The organism is Hymenobacter sp., from assembly GCF_031398885.1.
In the GTDB taxonomy this organism is placed as follows: Bacteria; Bacteroidota; Bacteroidia; order Cytophagales; family Hymenobacteraceae; genus Hymenobacter.
In genome coordinates this window covers 126,076-142,626 of sequence record NZ_JANNOD010000065.1, presented here as the reverse complement: position 1 = coordinate 142,626, position 16,551 = coordinate 126,076, and the positions used below count along the sequence as shown (strand labels likewise).

The 16,551-nt window shown below is 61.1% G+C and carries 14 protein-coding genes; 11 read left to right on the top strand and 3 right to left on the bottom strand.

Going from position 1 to position 16,551, the window contains the following annotated elements; all coding sequences use genetic code 11:
* Positions 1-75 precede the first annotated feature (75 nt).
* The 3 genes from RMO51_RS14045 to RMO51_RS14035 all read right to left on the bottom strand — a co-directional run bounded on the left by RMO51_RS14045 (position 76) and on the right by RMO51_RS14035 (position 2,433).
* The gene (locus tag RMO51_RS14045) at positions 76-501 is read right to left on the bottom strand and encodes an ester cyclase (RefSeq protein WP_310395609.1); all 426 of its coding nucleotides are present in this window, start codon (positions 499-501) and stop codon (positions 76-78) included.
* A gap of 82 nt (positions 502-583) precedes the next feature.
* Positions 584-1,138 carry a Crp/Fnr family transcriptional regulator gene (locus tag RMO51_RS14040; protein ID WP_310395607.1) on the bottom strand — a complete coding sequence of 185 codons (555 nt, stop codon included), beginning with the start codon at positions 1,136-1,138 and terminating at the stop codon, positions 584-586.
* 311 nt (positions 1,139-1,449) lie between these two features.
* Positions 1,450-2,433: a helix-turn-helix domain-containing protein gene (locus RMO51_RS14035; RefSeq protein WP_310395605.1), complete on the bottom strand. Its 984-nt coding sequence runs from the start codon at positions 2,431-2,433 to the stop codon at positions 1,450-1,452.
* A gap of 189 nt (positions 2,434-2,622) precedes the next feature.
* Between RMO51_RS14035 and RMO51_RS14030 the strand changes: the two genes are divergently transcribed.
* From RMO51_RS14030 to RMO51_RS13980, 11 genes are all read left to right on the top strand, one after another.
* Positions 2,623-2,979, top strand: coding sequence for a nuclear transport factor 2 family protein (locus RMO51_RS14030; protein WP_310395603.1), 357 nt, complete (start codon positions 2,623-2,625; stop codon positions 2,977-2,979).
* Positions 2,980-3,047: 68 nt separating this feature from the next.
* A complete protein-coding gene (locus RMO51_RS14025; RefSeq protein ID WP_310395601.1) occupies positions 3,048-3,506 on the top strand; it encodes a DoxX family protein in 459 nt (152 codons plus the stop codon).
* A gap of 493 nt (positions 3,507-3,999) precedes the next feature.
* A complete protein-coding gene (locus RMO51_RS14020) occupies positions 4,000-4,869 on the top strand; it encodes an AraC family transcriptional regulator (RefSeq protein WP_310395600.1) in 870 nt (289 codons plus the stop codon).
* A 231-nt stretch (positions 4,870-5,100) separates the two neighbouring features.
* Entirely contained in the window at positions 5,101-8,238 is a 3,138-nt protein-coding gene (locus tag RMO51_RS14015) for a SusC/RagA family TonB-linked outer membrane protein (RefSeq protein ID WP_310395599.1), read from the top strand.
* A gap of 52 nt (positions 8,239-8,290) precedes the next feature.
* Entirely contained in the window at positions 8,291-9,721 is a 1,431-nt protein-coding gene (locus tag RMO51_RS14010; protein ID WP_310395597.1) for a SusD/RagB family nutrient-binding outer membrane lipoprotein, read from the top strand.
* 83 nt (positions 9,722-9,804) lie between these two features.
* A complete protein-coding gene (locus RMO51_RS14005; RefSeq protein ID WP_310395596.1) occupies positions 9,805-10,290 on the top strand; it encodes a nuclear transport factor 2 family protein in 486 nt (161 codons plus the stop codon).
* A 179-nt stretch (positions 10,291-10,469) separates the two neighbouring features.
* Complete coding sequence (locus tag RMO51_RS14000) at positions 10,470-11,606, top strand: aspartyl protease family protein (protein ID WP_310395594.1); 1,137 nt, start codon at positions 10,470-10,472, stop codon at positions 11,604-11,606.
* Positions 11,607-11,637: 31 nt separating this feature from the next.
* Complete coding sequence (locus RMO51_RS13995) at positions 11,638-12,486, top strand: hypothetical protein (protein ID WP_310395593.1); 849 nt, start codon at positions 11,638-11,640, stop codon at positions 12,484-12,486.
* A gap of 114 nt (positions 12,487-12,600) precedes the next feature.
* Positions 12,601-13,362 carry a hypothetical protein gene (locus RMO51_RS13990; protein WP_310395591.1) on the top strand — a complete coding sequence of 254 codons (762 nt, stop codon included), beginning with the start codon at positions 12,601-12,603 and terminating at the stop codon, positions 13,360-13,362.
* 499 nt (positions 13,363-13,861) lie between these two features.
* Positions 13,862-15,187, top strand: a complete 1,326-nt coding sequence (locus RMO51_RS13985; RefSeq protein WP_310395589.1) for a hypothetical protein — start codon at positions 13,862-13,864, stop codon at positions 15,185-15,187.
* Between the two features lie 63 nt (positions 15,188-15,250).
* On the top strand, positions 15,251-16,378 hold the full coding sequence (locus RMO51_RS13980) for a M23 family metallopeptidase (RefSeq protein ID WP_310395588.1): 1,128 nt from the start codon (positions 15,251-15,253) through the stop codon (positions 16,376-16,378).
* The last annotated feature ends 173 nt before the right edge of the window (positions 16,379-16,551 follow it).

Below are 16,551 nucleotides of genomic sequence, written 5' to 3'. Positions count from 1 at the left end.
GAGAGCGTAGCACGTTAAGCGCCTGATCGGTTGTTGGTCCAGTGGGCCCCGGTGTTAAATGACTGGATTTTCCACTCATTCTTGAATTTTGCACCCCTGTTCGGCAACGGTCAATTGATTCTCAATAGCGTTGCCATCCAGCAAAGTCCAGTGCTCCCGGATTTTGCCGTCTTCGAGTCGGAAATAGCGGTAGCCAACCGCTTCCACGGTGCGGCCGGTGGCCGCAATGCCCCGCCACTCGCCGATGTGGGTGAGGTGCATCCGAATTTTGAGCATCGTTTTTTCGCCCTCGCTCACTTGCTCGTCGATGGTTGTGCGGTGCTCAAACGACGCACTCGTACCCCGTACCCAAGCTTCGGTTCCGGCCGCCGTGGTTGGCAGGGCTGGTGGTAGGGAGTGGTCGTGGTAATCAGGGTGCAGTAGGCGGGGCAACTGGTCGAATCGCTGTTGATTCCAAATTACTTCGATGTATTCCTGCACTAATTGGGCGACAGGGCTCATAACGAACAAGGCTGGTGAGCCGCAAAATTGGCCGCGATAAGCGCGGGATGACGGTGATATTTGTCACATAATGGTGCGGCCATCAAACACTTCGCACCCGACTCACGGTTTCCCGGCTCACGCCTAGGTAGGAAGCCAGTTGCCGCAAGGGAACGGCTCGCAATAACTCCGGCTGCCGTAGCTGCACGTAGCGGTAGCGCTCGGCCGCCGAGCCCCGCAAGAGCAGTTCTAGGCGAACTTGCTGCTGTGCGAGCAGCTGTTCCATCAGCCCCCGGCCAATGGCCTGTAATTCAGCGGCCCGCTCATAGAGGCCCAGCATATCGGCGCGGCGCAGCACCCACAACGCCGTTGGTTCCATCGCTTCCAGGTATAGCGTAGTGGGCTGTTGGCTCGCCAAGCTGGCAAAGTCCGTCGTAAAGGTGCCGGGCAAGGCAAAGTGCGTATTGATTTCCTTTCCCTCGTGTAGCAAGTAGTGCCGCAACAACCCGTGCCGGATAAAGTAGATGCGGTCGCACCGTTGGCCGGGACGCAAAACCTGGCCGCCTTTTGAAAAAGCTACCGGCAGGAGGATGGCCCGCAGCAGCTGCCAATGGGCCGGAGTGAGCGGAACAGGGAGCGCGGCGCGAAAAGAATCCATAGGCGTTGTAGGTAGTCAGAAGATAGCACCACCGCGCATGACGTGCTATGTTTTCCGTTTCCTGAGACGACCCATACAAATAGACAAGTCACGGTTTGCAGGACGCGCCACCTGCCTGTTCTTCGCCTTCTCGTTTGAGTACGCAAAAAATCAGTATCAAACGGTATCTTATCCTATTGCGACTGGTGAATCGGACGTAGCCAACTGGCTGGCTATATTCTGGTGAGCACAGTTGCTTTCCGCCAAGGCATTGGCTTCAAAGAAGCTGCAAAAAATAGTGATGTGGTGTTTCTTGAATCATAAGACCGGGGCTACGCCGCCATCGGTACTTTGTGGTAGCGATTGCGGTACTCGGCCGGCGACAGGCCGGTGATGTTCTTGAAGACCATCCGAAACGCCTTGGTGTCGGAATAGCCGACGGCGTACATCACCTCGCTCACGTTCTCGCCGGCTTTCTCCAGCCCGGCTTTCGCGGCCTCGATGCGCACGCGCTGGATGTATTCGAGCACGGAGTTGAAGGTGGCTTTTTTGAAGCGCCGCTCAAAGTGGCGCCGCCCCAGAAACGACATGGCCGCCAGCTCCTCCACGGTGAGCTTCCGGGGGTAATTGGCTTCGATGTACTTCTGCACCTTGAGAATGGGTTCGTCGGCGTGTTCCTTCTGGCCCAGAAAAATGGTGAACGGCGACTGGCTGCTCCGGCTGATGTCGATTTGAAACACCTTGGCGCAGAACAGCGCCACCTCGCGGCTGACTTGCTTCTCGACCAGGTACAGAATCAGGTTCAGGTAGGAGTAGGCCCCGCCGCTGGAGTAGATGCCCTGCTCGTCGGTGATGATTTTGTCGGCCAGCAGCTCCACGGCCGGGAACTGCGCCCGGAACTCGTTGGCCGCCAGCCAGTGGGTGGCGCAGCGGCGGCCGTCGATTAGGCCCGTGGCCGCGAGCAGAAAAGCCCCCATGCACAGGCTGGCCACTTCGGCCCCGCCGTGATACTGCTGGCGTATCCAGGCCACTAGGTCGGCGTTCAGGGCCACGGCCTGGCGCAGGTCGCCGTGCGGGGCCGGAATGATAATCAGGTCGGTGCGGAAGTCCTCGGCCATGGTGCGGTCGGTGCGCAGGGTGAACACCCCGTCGTTGAACACCGCCGAGCGGTTCGGGCCCACCAGTTCCACCGCGAAGGCGGCCGGCAATCCCATTCCGGTTAGCATCTCGTTGACCTGCCGAAAGACCTTGTACGGCCCCTCGATGCTGCCCACCACGACGTCGCCGGCCGGCACCAGAATCGATACATGTTTCATACGCGCTGATAAAGAGCTAAAAAGTCATGATTTCCCCCGCAACTGGTCCCAATCGCACCCGCTGAAGGACGGTTGGCACCTCTAAATTTGTTAGCATCAACGGGGCGGAAAACCACGCTTCGTCACGAGGCAAGTCACCCCCCCCGGCTTTACTTTATTTTTTTCTCCACCAACCCCCACCCTAGTCCCATGAACGCAGCACCCCAACAACTTGCCGAAGCCTTTTCGCGCCACGAGTTTGAAACCACGCGCCCCTACCTGGCGGATGCCATTCGCTGGAACATGGTAGGCAGTGAAGTAATCAGTGGAAAGGAGAATGTGGTCAACACTTGCCAGCAATCGGTCCGCTACCTGGCCGACGTGCAGGTCAATTTTATGAAGTGCCGGGTGATTGCAGGCGACCAGCATGTGGTTGTGGAAAGCCTGGCCGAATACACTGACCCGCAGCAGCAATTGAGCAAAGTGGCCTCGTGCGACATCTACGAATTTGCGGATGGCAAGATAGTCGAAATTACTTCCTACGCCGTCGAAATTCCCCTTCAATGACCCGTGGCTTTTCGCTGCCCAAACACTTTTCACCCCACGTTTTCTTCTTTACTTCAGCTCCATTTATCATGAAACCACCCACCATCACCCGTCTCTATTGGGGCCTCACCATTCTGTTTTGCTTGATGATGTTTGCCGACGGCATCGCCGGTCTGCTGCTGGAAAAGACGGGCCAAGCCTACATGCGCCAGCTTGGCTACCCCGTTTACATCATGACCATTACGGGTGCCGCCAAAGCTCTGGGCGCGCTGGCTCTGTTACAGCCCAAATACCGCACGCTGAAGGAATGGGCGTTTGCGGGCTTCGCCATCGACTTTATCGGGGCCGCGGCTTCCACGGCTTTTGCCGGCATGGGCCTATTCGGCATGGTACCGGCGCTGGTGATGCTGGTGGTGCTGTTTGGGCTGCGCTACTTATGGCAGCGGCAACTGGCCATTGCCGCTGGCGGCGCGGCTATACCGCCCTTCATCAGCGCCGGGTATGGCGCGCTAGCCATGGAGCCTCACTGTGCGGTGGCTGATGTCTAAGCAGCTGTTTGAGTCAACTTTAGCAGAGCCCTGAACTGGGGTAGAGACGCACTATGCGTCTCTACCCCAGCTAATTTTCGTAAACCACTCCGTGACAAGTGTAAAAGCTTGGTCGGTTCGAGCTTACTTTGACAATGCTCAAAGCCAAAATTGGCAAAATGCCCACCGACTTCCGGCAATTGGCTGCGGGGAAGCAATTGCTCGGCTCAGGAGCCAAGGCAGGCCCGATAGTGATTTGATTGGAAGAGGATTTCGAACTGGGGCACGGCCATGCCATGGCCGTTTGCAAATCTTTCAAGGGTATGGGGCCGCTGGGCGGATAGTCGTGAGCGGCTGAAAGTGCCCTGTTTCTCTGGATCCGCTTGAGCACGCCCGCGACACCCCCGACCCAGCCGGTGCCAGGTGCAACGTAGCGCCAAAAATCAGCAAGATTTCGCAGGGTTTGCACCGCGCGGTATGCTTCATTTGCTGGCAGCACCCTTGACCAAAGTGTATGCGTGCAACCCAACCATCAGCCGGGTCCGAGTGCTTCGGGCCGGTGCAAAGCCGCCGCCTGTTCCAGTCGGATTTCTACGAAATCAAGCGCTGGGAAATTAACCTGACCCCGCAGCGTGGCCGTGGCGAAGGCTACAACGACTGCTTCTGTCTGCTGTTCGTCCACAGCGGCCGCCTGGCGGTGGAGTTGGCTGCCCAGCCCTATGAACTGTATACTGGCCACGTAGTGGTGGAGAAGACCGATTATGCCTACAAGCTGCGCCCCACTTCCGCGGTCTGCTCAATTTTTAACTTCAGCGCCGCCTTCTACGAGCAGTTCATTGAGGAATACGGCCTACGCCACTCCTCGTTTTTTGCCAATCCGAACCTGCTCACCCTCTCGCTCACGACCTCGCCGGCCATCGATTACCTGCACCATCAGATTGTGCATACCCTTAGACAGGCCAGTCAGTTGGAGATGGATTGCCTGGTTATTCAACTGGTTCGGCAAGTGGTTGAGCGCGTGGAAAACCGTCCCCTGGCCGAGCTGACCGCCCCGCCGGTGAAATCTTTTCGTCTGGCCACCATCGAGCAGGCGAAGCTGTACCTGAATAGCCGGTTTAACGAGAATATTTCGCTGGTTGATTTGGCTGGTCACTGTTGCGTTAGCCCGTTTCACCTGAGCCGGCTGTTCAAGGAATGCACGGGCTATTCCCCGCACCAGTACCTGCTGACGGTGCGCCTGACGCACGCTGAGCAGTTGCTCCGCCAACCAGCACTCACGGTTGCTGACGTGTGCTACGCTTCCGGCTTCAACAGCCCCGAGCACTTTGCCGCGGCATTTCAGCACAAAAATCACCTCAGCGCCACCCAATACCGCAAGCAATAAGGCCGGCTAGGGGATGGAGGTCGCACTCAGGCCGGTAAAAGGTCGTCAGAGTGCGCACTTTAATCCCTGCTGCGAGCGGGTTCGCTCGCCAATACCCCCGCTTCGCGCATTCAAACCACCGGGCCACATAAAAACCGTGGCATTTGCTTCCGGCTGGGCTTCTATTTGGGCTTATTCGCTGCGTTCCGCCCCCGTCAGAGGATTTGTTTGACCAATTAACCCCCCCTTGCAATGAGGAAATTCATACTCTTCGCGCTCCTTTGCCTGCTGACCTTGGCGCACGGAGCAGCCGCCCAAACCCGTGCCCTCGCCGGGCGCGTCACCGACCGCGCCTCCGGCGACGGCCTGCCGGGCGTTACGGTCCTGCTCAAGGGCACGGCCACCGGCGTTAGCACCAACTCCGATGGCTCGTTCACCCTGACCGTGCCGGACGGCGGGGGCACGCTGGTGTTCAGCTCCATCGGCTACATTACGATAGAGCAGGTCCTCGGCCCCGAAAACCAGCTCAACGTGGCCCTGGCCACCGACAGTAAGCAGCTGAGCGAGGTGGTGGTGACGGCCTTCGGCATCGAGCGCGAGGCCAAAACGCTCACTTACGCCGTGCAACAGGTCGCGGGCCCAGCCCTGACCCAGGCGGGGCAGCCCAACGTCACCAACGCCCTGCAGGGCAAGGTGGCGGGGGTTATCGTGCGGCAGAGCAGCGGGATGCCGGGCGCGTCGTCGCAGATTACGATTCGCGGTTCTCGCTCCTTTACCGGTAACAACCAGCCGCTGTACGTGGTGGACGGGCTGCCCATCGAAAGCAATGCCGACCAGAGCATGACGGGCGGGGTGAGCGGCACCGACGCCTCCAGCCGGGCCCTGGACATCAACCCGGCCGATATTGAGAGCATCAGCATCCTGAAAGGCGGGGCGGCCTCGGCGCTGTACGGGCTGCGGGCCTCCAACGGCGTGGTCGTCATCACCACCAAGCGCGGCAAGGGCGGCAGCAAGCCCAAGCTGAGCTTCAGCTCCGACTACCAGGCCGATGAAGTGTCGGTGCTGCCGGACTTGCAGAGCACCTACGCCCAGGGCAGCGCGGGCGCCTTCAGTCAGAACACCTCCCTTTCGTGGGGGCCGCGGCTGAGCGCGCTGGACCCCGCCGTGCTCGACAAGGGCGGCAAGCCGCTGGTGCCGGGCAAGGCCTACGATAACGTGGAGCCATTTTTCCGCACCGGCCGCACGGTGACCAACGCCGTGGACCTGACCGGCGGCGGCGACTACGGTACGTACGCGGTGGGCCTGGCTTACACCGACCAGAAGGGCATCATTCCCACCACCGGCCTGCGGCGCTACAACGCCAAGGTGGCGGGCGATTTCGTCATCAGCCCCAAGCTGCGGCTGGGGGCCACGGCCAACTACGCCGACACCGATGTGAACAAGATTACGGGCGGCTCCAACCTGTCGAACCCGCTGTTTACGACCTACTACGCGCCGCGCAGCTATGATTTATGGGGCATTCCGTTCGAGGACCCTGCCAACCCCAACGTGCAGATTCACTACCGGGCGGCCATGGACAACCCCCGCTGGTCCCTTAAGCACAACTACTTCAACGAGCGCACCAACCGCGTGTTCGGCAGCGCCAACCTCAGCTACCAGCCCGTTTCGTTCCTGACGCTGAACTACCGGCTGGGCACCGACCAGTTCACCACCCAGGGCAAGGAGTTTTACGACCTGGGCTCGGGCTTCACCGGCGGCCGCACGGCCGTGCCCTCGGGCGGGCAGGTCAACGACTTCGCCATCACCCAGAACCAGGTGAACTCCAACGTGAGCCTGGTCTTCGACCAGAACGTGACCGAAGACTTCAGCGTGAACGCGCTGGTGGGCAACGAGCTCTACGACATCCGCAACCGGCTGCTGAACCTGACCGGCCGTGGCGTGACCAGCCCCGGCCTGCGCAACATCGACAACACCGTGTCGCAGAACACGTCGGAAGTCATTCGCAACACGCGGGTGGTCGGCTTCTACGGCAACGTGAACCTGGGCTGGAAGGAGATGCTGTTCCTCAACGGCTCGGTGCGCCAGGACTACGTCTCGAACCTGCCGCGCGGCAACCGCACCTTTTTGTACCCGTCGGTGGGGCTGGGCTTCGTGCTGACCGAGGCCGTGAAGCTGCCCGAAAACCTCGTCTCGTTTGCCAAGCTGCGCGCTTCCTACGCCGAGGTGGGCCAGCAGCCCCAGGACCCGTACTCCACCCGCAACTTTTTCGTGCCGGCCAACCCCGGCGCGGGCGGCTTCCTGATTGACGGCTTCCTGTTTCCCTACCAGGGCCTGGGCGGGCTCAGCGAAACCGACTTGCTGCGGACCGAGGATTTGAAGGTGCAGAACACCAACACCACGGAGTTTGGGGCCGACCTGCGCTTCTGGAACAGCCGCGTGACGGTGGACTACACCTATTTCATCCAGAACTCTTCGGGCCAGGTTTTCCCGGTGCCCATGGCCCCCACCACCGGCTACACGGCGCGCCTCATCAACGCCGGGAAGTTAGAAACTCGCGGCCAGGAGCTGACGCTGGGTTTGACGCCCGTGAAAACCAGCGCCTTCACCTGGACGCTGGCCGGCAACTACACGACCTATCAAAACAAAGTGAAAGAGCTGGCCGAGGGCGTCAGCAACATCTTCCTGGGGGGCTTCACCACGCCCAACGTGCGGGCCCAGGCCGGGCAGGTATACCCCATCATCTTCGGCACGCGCTACGCCCGCACCGAGGGAGGCGACATCATCGTGGACGAGGACGGCTACCCCACAGTGGCCGCCGAAGCCGGTCCCATTGGCAACGTGCAGCCCAAGTACGAACTGGGCATCACCAACACCTTCAATTTCAAGGGCCTGAGTTTGACGGCGCAGGTCGACGTTCGGCGCGGGGGCAGCGCCTATGCCGGCAACACGCGCCTGGCCAAGCTCTACGGCATCGATAAAATGACCGAGGACCGGGAGTCGGACTACGTGTTTCCGGGCGTGAAGCCCGTGACCGACGCCGGTGGCGCCGTGACCGGTTACGTGCCCAACGACATCGTCATCAAGCGCGACCAGACTTATTGGAGCAACGTGCTCGACGTCATCGAGGAGTCGCACGTGTACAAAACCGACTTCGTGCGATTGCGCGAGGTGGCCCTGAGCTACGCGCTGCCCCAGAGCCTGGTAACCAAAACCAAGTACCTGAGCGGGCTGAGCATCTCACTCACGGGCCGCAACCTGGCCCTGTGGACCGACTACCCCAACTTCGACCCTGAAACCAGCGTGGGCGGGGCCGGCAATTTCCAAGGCCTGGAGTACGTGTCGCTGCCCCAGACGCGCAGCTACGGCGTGGGCCTGCGGGCCAGCTTCTAAGCGCAGCCTGCCCCAGGCCTTCATCCACCTCTCACTTCCGTCATCATTCCCCATGCATACCTTCCGCTTCCTGTTCGCGGCCGGGTTGGCCGCCCTGCTGCTGGCCGCCCCCGGCTGTTCCGACGACAAGCTCGACGAAATCGACACCAACCCCAATGACCCGCTCACGGCCGGTGTGCGCCAGCTGCTGCCCGCGGCCGAGGCCGGCCTGGCCGTGGGCATCCACGGCAACGAAGCCGCCTGGTTCGCCACTACGTTCGTGGAACACTCGGCCGGGGTGCACGCCCAGTTCGAGCAAGTGGACAAGCGCGTGCCCGGCTCGTTCAACAACACGGCGACCAACAACACCTGGGTGGGCATCTACGCGGCGCTGCTCAAGGACCTGGACACCATTATCCGCCAGGGCAGCACGGGCCGCGAAGCCGGCGCCTGGCGCTACGTGGGCATTGCCAAGGTGCTGAAAGTGTACACGCTCAGCGTCGCCACCGACCTGTACGGGCGGGTGCCCAATACGGCCGCCTCGCAAGGAATCGCCAACCTCAAACCCACCTACGACACGCAACAGTCCATCTACCAGGACATGGACCGGCTGCTGACCGAGGCCGTGGCCGACCTGGACAAGCCGACCACGCTGCAGCCCGCCAACGCCGACTTCTACTACGGCGGCGACCCCGCGAAGTGGAAAAAACTCGCCTACGCCCTGCAAGCCCGGCTGGCCAACCACCTGAGCAAGCGCGACCCGCAGGGCTCGGCCACCAAGACACTGGCGGCGCTGGCCCAGGGTCTGGCTTCGCCCGCCGACGATTTCACCTTCCGGTCCTACTCGACCTTGGCCACGGGCGAAAACGTGTGGTTTCAGGAGCGCAACGACCGCAGCCACTTCGCCGTGAGCCGCACCATCTACGACATCTGGACCGGCCTCAACGACCCGCGCCGCGAGTTGCTCACGGGCACTTTGGCCGACGGCACCCGCGTGCCGGCCCCCAACGGCAGCAGCCAGAGCGACCAGCCCGGCACGCTTTATTCCCGGGCGTCCACCAACCTGGTCAGCGCCACGGCGCCGCAGCCGCTGCTCACGTTTGCCGAGCAGAAATTCATCGAAGCCGAAGCCCAGCTGCGCCTAGGTAGCGGCCCGGCCGCTTACGCTGCCTACCAGGCGGGCGTGAGCGCCGCGCTGGCCAACCAGGGCGTGCCCGCCGCCGCCGCCATTACCTACCTGGCCCAGGCCAGCGTGTCGCCGGGAGCCAGCGCCCTGACCCAGGAAAACATCATCACCCAGAAATACCTGGGCTTCTACATCTACGGCGCTATTGAAGCCTACAACGACTACCGCCGCACCGGCTTTCCCGCGCTGCGCAACACCGAGGGCCCGGCGCCGCGGCGCTACCCCTACGGCCAGAGCGAGCTGGACTCCAACCGCGAGAACGTGCCCGCCACTACTTCGGCCGACGGCGTGTGGTGGGACGACGGCACGGAAGACTGAATGCCCTGGAGCGCCGACATGCATTCACGGTAATCCAACAAATTCCTATGGAAAGCACTCCATTCACCCGTTTTTGGCCTCTTATGCCAGCGCAGAATACCCACGTTGCGACACCTGAAGTCGTCATCAGTGCTGAGTCGGGGCACCGGGGAGCAATTGCCGAATGGGTGGCCACCTTCGCAGGGTTGTGGGCGGCCCCCGCACAGCAGCTGGACCGCATCATGGATATTTTTGGAGCTGATATCCGGCTGGTAGCTCCTGGCTACGTGCCCACAGTTGGGCGGGAAGCCGGCCGGCAGGCCTTCGCCAAAACCCTGGCGGCCCTGCCGGACCTCACCGGCCAGGTGCTGCGCTGGAGCGCGCAGGGCGAGGTGCTGTTCGTGGAGATGACGTTTGAGGCCACCATCGGCGGGCGCCGCGTCCGGTGGCATAACGTCGACCGGTTTCTGTTCCGGGAAGGGTACGCCGTGGAGCGCGTGGCCTATTTTAACCCCACTAAAGTTCGCCTGGCCTTCCTGAGCAGCTTCAAAGGTATTCGGCAGTTTATGAAGTTGCGCTGGGGGCGGTAGCGGGGCTTTTTATTGAAATCGGTTTAATTTCTGGCTCGATGACTTGCCTTCTCACTGCCCGGCGGTACCTGCAGTGTCTCGCCGCCGGTGTGCTGCTTAGCTTATCAAGCATTGCCTCAACTGCGGCAGCGCAATCGGTGGCAGGAGTCGCTTTTCAGTTAGCGCACCGCCGCTCCCAAGTGCAGCTGCCGTACCGGGCACAGCGCAACCTCATCATCGTCAGCGCTCGGCTCAATGGGCTGGGGCCGTACAACTTCATTCTCGATACGGGCGTGAACGTCTCGCTGCTGCTCAATTCTAGCCTGCGCGACACGCTGCACCTAATCTCCGGCCAGCGCTACCGGGTGGCCGGCGTGGGGGAGGGCGAAGCCATTGAGGCCTTTCAGGTGGATAGCGTGCGGGTGGAACTGCCCGGCGTAGTCGGGCCCGCCGTATCGTTTCTGATGCTGGGCCCCAACACCCTGGATTTTTCGGGCTACGTAGGCCTGCCCATCCACGGCATTCTGGGCTCCGACGTGTTCCGCAGCTTTGTCGTCACCGTCAATCCCGCCACTGCGCACTTGGTGTTGCACGAGCCCTCCCGGTTTAAAGCGCCCAAAGGCCGGCGCTGGACGGTGCTGCCGCTGGATTTGGAAGGCGGCAAGCCCTACGTCACCGCGCAGGTGACGATGCACGACTCCACAACAACCTCGCTGCGCCTGCTGCTCGACACCGGTGCCGGGCATTCCCTCTCGCTGGATATCAAGTCGGGGGCGGGCCTGCGCTACCCCTGCCGGGGCGTAAAGACTTCGCTGGGCCGGGGCCTGAGCGGAGTCATCACGGGCTACCTGGGCCGGACCACCACCGTGCAGTTGGGTTGCTACGCCCTGTCGTCGCTCATTACTTCCTTCCCCGACACCAGCCGCGCCCGACCCCACGCCTTCGATGGGTTCCGCAACGGCAGCCTGGGCTACGAGGCGCTCAACCGGTTCGTGTCCGTCATCGACTACCCGCACAACCGGCTGCTGCTCAAGCCCAGCACCCTCTACCGCCGCCCGTTCGAGCAGGACGCCTCGGGCATGGAGCTGGTAGCCGTCGGGCCGGAGTTCCGGCGTTTTCAAATTACGCTGGTGCAGGCGGGCTCCCCGGCCGACAGCGCCGGCCTGCTGGTCAACGACGAGGTGTTGTTCATCAACTTCATTCCCACCGCCACGCTCTCGCTCACCCAAATCAGCGAGCTACTCCAAAAAGCGGGTGGCCACCGCCTCACCCTGCTCGTCAGGCGGGCCGACGGGGAGCTGAGCAGCGCCGTGCTTTCCGTGAAACGTGTTTTGTAGCCTCCAACTCCAACTTACTTAGTTCCCCGCCATGCAGCAGAATACGACCACCACCTACTCCCAGCCTGCTGCGTCTCTCGTAGCGCCGGCCTTCACCGCCTCACCGACCCAAAGTCGATTGCAAACAGCGGGACGCATCATCTACGGCAGCGCCCTACTGGCTTTTGGGCTGGAGCTGCTGCTGACGGGGGCACCCCTGAAGGGCCTGATGCCGCTGCCCACGCCGGCCGGCTTAGGTCCGGTACTGGTATACGGCACCGGGGCGCTGCTGGCAGTGGCAGGGGCGGGCATTATCGTCGGCTATCAGTTGCGCCTGGCCGCCTGGCTGGCCGTCGCCGTACTGGGGGCGGTTCTGCTGCTCACGCACGTATTTAAGCTGCTGGCTGCGCCCCTCAACCCCAGGGAGTGGACGCCGACCTTCGAGCTGGTGGCCATGCTGGGTGGGGCGCTGGTGCTAGCGGGCCGCCCGCGGCTGGGCCGCCGGCTGGTGGCCGTGGCGCTGCTGGTATTTGCGGTGTTGCACGCGCTGTTTGGTCCATTCGTGGCTACCCTGATTCCGGCCTGGATTCCGGGGCGCTTGTTTTGGGCCTATTTCGTGGGCGCGGCGTTCCTGGCCGCTGGCCTTAGCCTGCTGCTGAACCGCTACGTGCGGCTGGGAGCGGGGCTGCTGGGCCTCATGTTCAGCCTGTGGGTGCTGGGGCTGCACGGCCCGCGCGTGCTGGCCAACCCGCTCATTGAGGCCGAATGGACCAGCGCCGTATTGGCGCTGGGAATGGCGGGCGTGGGCTATCTGCTGGCGAGGTCAACTGCCAGCCCGCAATCCATTAGCGCGGAACCGCACGACCTGGTACCTTCGGTACCTAAGTTGGGCGCATCCTGAGCCCGTGAGGCTCTGTAACAAGTAAGTTGCTTGCGCCATCGCCTTCGTACTTCTCGCCTTCATGGGCCAGAAAATCAATCAGGCAGTTAGCGGCCATTGTAGGGCAACAAAACAATGGAAAAGAAGGACATAAACAATTTTGTAATACCTCTTCTGCCTTGTCGCTCCATCAAAGAGACCTTGGAGTTTTATCAGGCCATTGGTTCTCAAATCACCTATAAACAAAAAGCACCCAATAACTACATCGGACTTAAAATTGCAGGTGTAGAAATTCACTTTTTCGGAATGAAGCAGATAAAACCTAATGCCAATTTCAGCTCCTGCTATTTAGTTATGAACGATATTGATGTTTATTACAACCTGTGCAAAGAAGGATTAAAAGAACTTTTCGGAAAAATTCCAATTAAAGGAATTCCAAGAATCAATCAATTAAAGGATATGCCAATTTTTGGCGTAAGACAGTTTATTATAGTTGACCCATCTGGAAATTACTTGCGTATCGGACAACCCATTCCTAAAATAGATAGTGTTCTATTTGAAGAAAATGGTAAGAAGCCACAAAGGGGTTCAACTTTAATCAAAGCCTATGAGCTTGCAGCCCGACTAGCTCATGGCAAAGATGACTTGGTAGCCGCAATTACCGTTATAGATAAAGTATTAGCCGAAGAAACAGGTCTGAATGAAATGACAGCCTTGTTTAAAATAATAACTTTAAGAATAGAAATTGCTCATCAAATGGACGACACCGCAACAATCGAGCAATTGATTAAGAGAGGCGATGAAGCATTAAATCAAATTGATAATAACAATTTGCTTAAAAGCGACATTGCCAATTTCAGACGCTTATCATCAGACAGAAAAACAACGAATCGCTAACGCAGGGTTTGCGTCAGACGGGTTGAAGTACAAAACTCTCCATTTATCTTTCTGTGAGCCAGAAAATCAACAACGCAGCTTTCCGCGTCGAATTTCCGGCCGCCGACCTGGCAGCGACCAAGCGGTTTCATGAGTGCGTTTGGCTGGTCGTTTCAAGATTATGGCCCCGCTTCGGGGCTTTTGTGGACAGGCAGCTTTCGGGGGCTTTTACGTGGAAGCAGGTGCGACCCCCGCTGGCCGGTGGTGCTCTGGGCCGATAACCTGACCGCCACCCAGGCGCCCGTCGAAGCGTCTGGAGGGTAGATTAGCACGCCGGCCTACGGATTTCCCGGCGGACTGTGTTTTCACTTCACCGACCCCCAGCGGTAACGGGTTGGCTAATGGTACCGAGGACTGAGGCAACTATTCTGCTCGCACAGTTGACTTTGAAGACTTGCCTTTCAAGGCAGGTGTCGAAAATCCATTGCTATTTTCTATGCGCATCTGCCCCAGAGCCTGTTTGCTGGTAGCCGCAACGCTGAGCCTGCTTCAGGCGCACGCTCAGCTGCCCGGCCCTACCGCTGCCCCGGAGCAAGCGTTGGCGGCTACCTACCTGCAAGAGTTTCGCGCCCAGGCCCGGGTAGAAGCCGGCCGGATGTGGGGCGTGCCGCTTGACGGGCCGGTGCTGCTGGTGAAGCCGGACACGCGGGAGTTGTACGCCAACGAACCCGATTCGGCCGGCCGGTTGCGCGCGGAAGGCTCCCTGTTTCGCGGGCAGTGGCCCGCCGAATTGGCGCTGGCCAACACCGCCGTTACCTGGCAGGGGAAGCGGTGGAGTATGCTGCTGTGGCCGCTGCCATCAGATGCGCAAGCCCGGCAACACCTGGCTTTCCACGAGTTCTTTCACCGGGTGCAGCCGGCCTTGGGCTTTGCTGGGCTTCCCGAAGCCGACAACCAGCACCTCGACCAGCAGCAGGGGCGGGTGTGGTTGAAGCTCGAACTGGAAGCGCTGAAAGCTGCTTTGCGCGCACCCCAAGCCTCCCAGGTCCAACGGGCCCACGTGCGCCACGCGCTACAGTTTCGGGACTACCGGCGTAGCCTGTACCCGGCCGCGGCAATTCAGGAGAATATGCTGGAACTCAACGAAGGGCTGGCGGAATACACCGGGTTTGCGGTGGTCGAAAGAAACGGCCCAGCCAAAAGCACGCATTTGGTTAGCGGCATTGACACCTTCTACCGCAACCCCACGTTCGTGCGGTCTTTCGCCTACTGCACGGTGCCGGCCTATGGCTACCTGCTCCAAACCCAGCAGCCGGCCTGGCACCGGGCCGTGCAGGCCGGTACGGACCTGACGCGGCTTTTCACGGCCGCTTTTGGCTACGTGGCGCCGCCCGCCGGCAATCGGAAAGCCGCCGCCGTCCGCGCGGCCGGTCCGTATGGCCTCGCCCGCATCGAGGCCGCGGAAGGACGTCGGGAAGCCGAGCGGCAACGCCGCATCAGCGCCTACCGCCAAAAATTCCTTCTTACCCCCTGCCTGACGATACCGCTGCTGCAAATGAACATTTCCTTCGACCCGCGCAACCAGCAACCCCTGGGGCCGGACGGCACGGTGTATCCGCAACTAAAGCTTTCCGATAAGTGGGGCAACCTCACCGTGAGCGGCGGGGCGCTGCTGGGGGCCGCCTGGGACAAGGTGACGGTGCCCGCGCCCACCGCTATTGTCGGCCAGCAAATAAGTGGCGAAGGGTACGTTCTTCTATTGGCTCCGGGGTGGGTGGTGAAAACAAGCACGACGGGCGGGACTACCCTGCAACAGCAGGATGAAAAGCCAAAAGCAACCGAGTAAACGTTTCTGATTATGTCTGAACGCGCTTTCATACTCGGGGTAGCCGGTCTTTTCTCATCCGGCTTGCTGCTGGCTCAGACTGTGCCCCCGGCGGTGCCTGCCGCAGCGGCAGCCCAGCTGCGGGAGTCGTTCGAAATGGCCGTGCCCACGGTGCCGGCCCCGGTGCGACGGGAGGGCCAGCAGTACCTCGCCTACGAGCTGCATCTCACCAACTTCAGCGCCGACACGCTGGTGCTGCGGGCCGTTCGGGTGATGAGCGCGGGCGGGGTAGTATTGCAACACCTGGATGGAGCCCGACTCGCTGGTTGCGCCCGCGTGGTGCGCGCTGCTCTGGCTACCCCTCAGCGTCCTAGCATCGCCGTTGCCCCCGGTGCGCGGGCCCTCGTCTACCTCGACGTACCCTATGGTTCCGGTGAGACGCCGCCCCAGGTGCTCCACGCAGTCGATTATTCCGTTGCGGGAACCAGGCCAAAGCTGACCGTAACAGGAGCCCGCGTCGCTGTCGGGCCCGCAGCCGCACTACTGCTCGGCCCCCCGGTGCGCGGCGGGCCGTGGGCGGCGGTTTACCACCCGGAATGGCCCCGCGGGCATCGCCGGGTCGTCTATACCGCGGATGGCAAGGCCTGCATCCCCGGCCGCTTCGCCATCGATTGGGTCAAGGTTGACGCGCGAGGCCGCACGGCGACGAGGAATGCCAACCGCGTCGCGGCGGCCCTGGGCTACGGAGCCGACGTACTGGCCGTGGCCGATGCCACGGTGTATGCCACGCGCGATGATGCAGTGGAAAGCCCAACGATTGCCGAAAACCCCAAGCATCCGCTCGGGGAGGGCGCGGGTAACTACGTCATCTTGCAACTTGCCGACGGCCGCTATGCCTTCTATGAGCACCTGCGACCAGGCAGCCTGCGGGTGAAACCAGGAAGCCAGGTTCGGCGCGGGCAGGTGCTGGCGGCCCTGGGCTTTACCGGCGACTCCACCGGTCCTCACCTGCACTTCCACGTGGCGGATGGGTCCTCGCTGCTGGGAGCGGAGGGTAGTTCTTATGCATTTGCCCAGTTCACTTTACTGGGCCAGTACACCGACATCACAAAGATGGGCTCCGCAAAGTGGGCCGAGCGCGACACTAACCTTGAGGCCTTGCGCAACGCGGAGCTACCAGGGCCGAATGCCGTGGTGTCGTTTTCGCCCTAGCAAGGCTAGTGTTCCGAGAATGACGGTGAGTAGCTCGTCATCTTGCTTATGCCTTAAACGCACCGCCGTGCCATTAGGACCTTTTATCAATGACAGCGAGCATCGGTTAAAGAAAGCTTGGTATAGAATCACCAACTGCCCTTGTTATGCTACCTCTTGCCGCAATAATGCTT

Excerpts from the sequence above, each read along its gene's own strand:
- RMO51_RS14045 (WP_310395609.1), bottom strand. The coding sequence starts at position 501 with ATGAGCCCTGTCGCCCAATTAGTGCAGGAATACATCGAAGTAATTTGG.
- RMO51_RS14040 (WP_310395607.1), bottom strand. The coding sequence starts at position 1,138 with ATGGATTCTTTTCGCGCCGCGCTCCCTGTTCCGCTCACTCCGGCCCAT.
- RMO51_RS14035 (WP_310395605.1), bottom strand. The coding sequence starts at position 2,433 with ATGAAACATGTATCGATTCTGGTGCCGGCCGGCGACGTCGTGGTGGGC.
- RMO51_RS14030 (WP_310395603.1), top strand. The coding sequence starts at position 2,623 with ATGAACGCAGCACCCCAACAACTTGCCGAAGCCTTTTCGCGCCACGAG.
- RMO51_RS14025 (WP_310395601.1), top strand. The coding sequence starts at position 3,048 with ATGAAACCACCCACCATCACCCGTCTCTATTGGGGCCTCACCATTCTG.
- RMO51_RS14020 (WP_310395600.1), top strand. The coding sequence starts at position 4,000 with ATGCGTGCAACCCAACCATCAGCCGGGTCCGAGTGCTTCGGGCCGGTG.
- RMO51_RS14015 (WP_310395599.1), top strand. The coding sequence starts at position 5,101 with ATGAGGAAATTCATACTCTTCGCGCTCCTTTGCCTGCTGACCTTGGCG.
- RMO51_RS14010 (WP_310395597.1), top strand. The coding sequence starts at position 8,291 with ATGCATACCTTCCGCTTCCTGTTCGCGGCCGGGTTGGCCGCCCTGCTG.
- RMO51_RS14005 (WP_310395596.1), top strand. The coding sequence starts at position 9,805 with ATGCCAGCGCAGAATACCCACGTTGCGACACCTGAAGTCGTCATCAGT.
- RMO51_RS13995 (WP_310395593.1), top strand. The coding sequence starts at position 11,638 with ATGCAGCAGAATACGACCACCACCTACTCCCAGCCTGCTGCGTCTCTC.
- RMO51_RS13990 (WP_310395591.1), top strand. The coding sequence starts at position 12,601 with ATGGAAAAGAAGGACATAAACAATTTTGTAATACCTCTTCTGCCTTGT.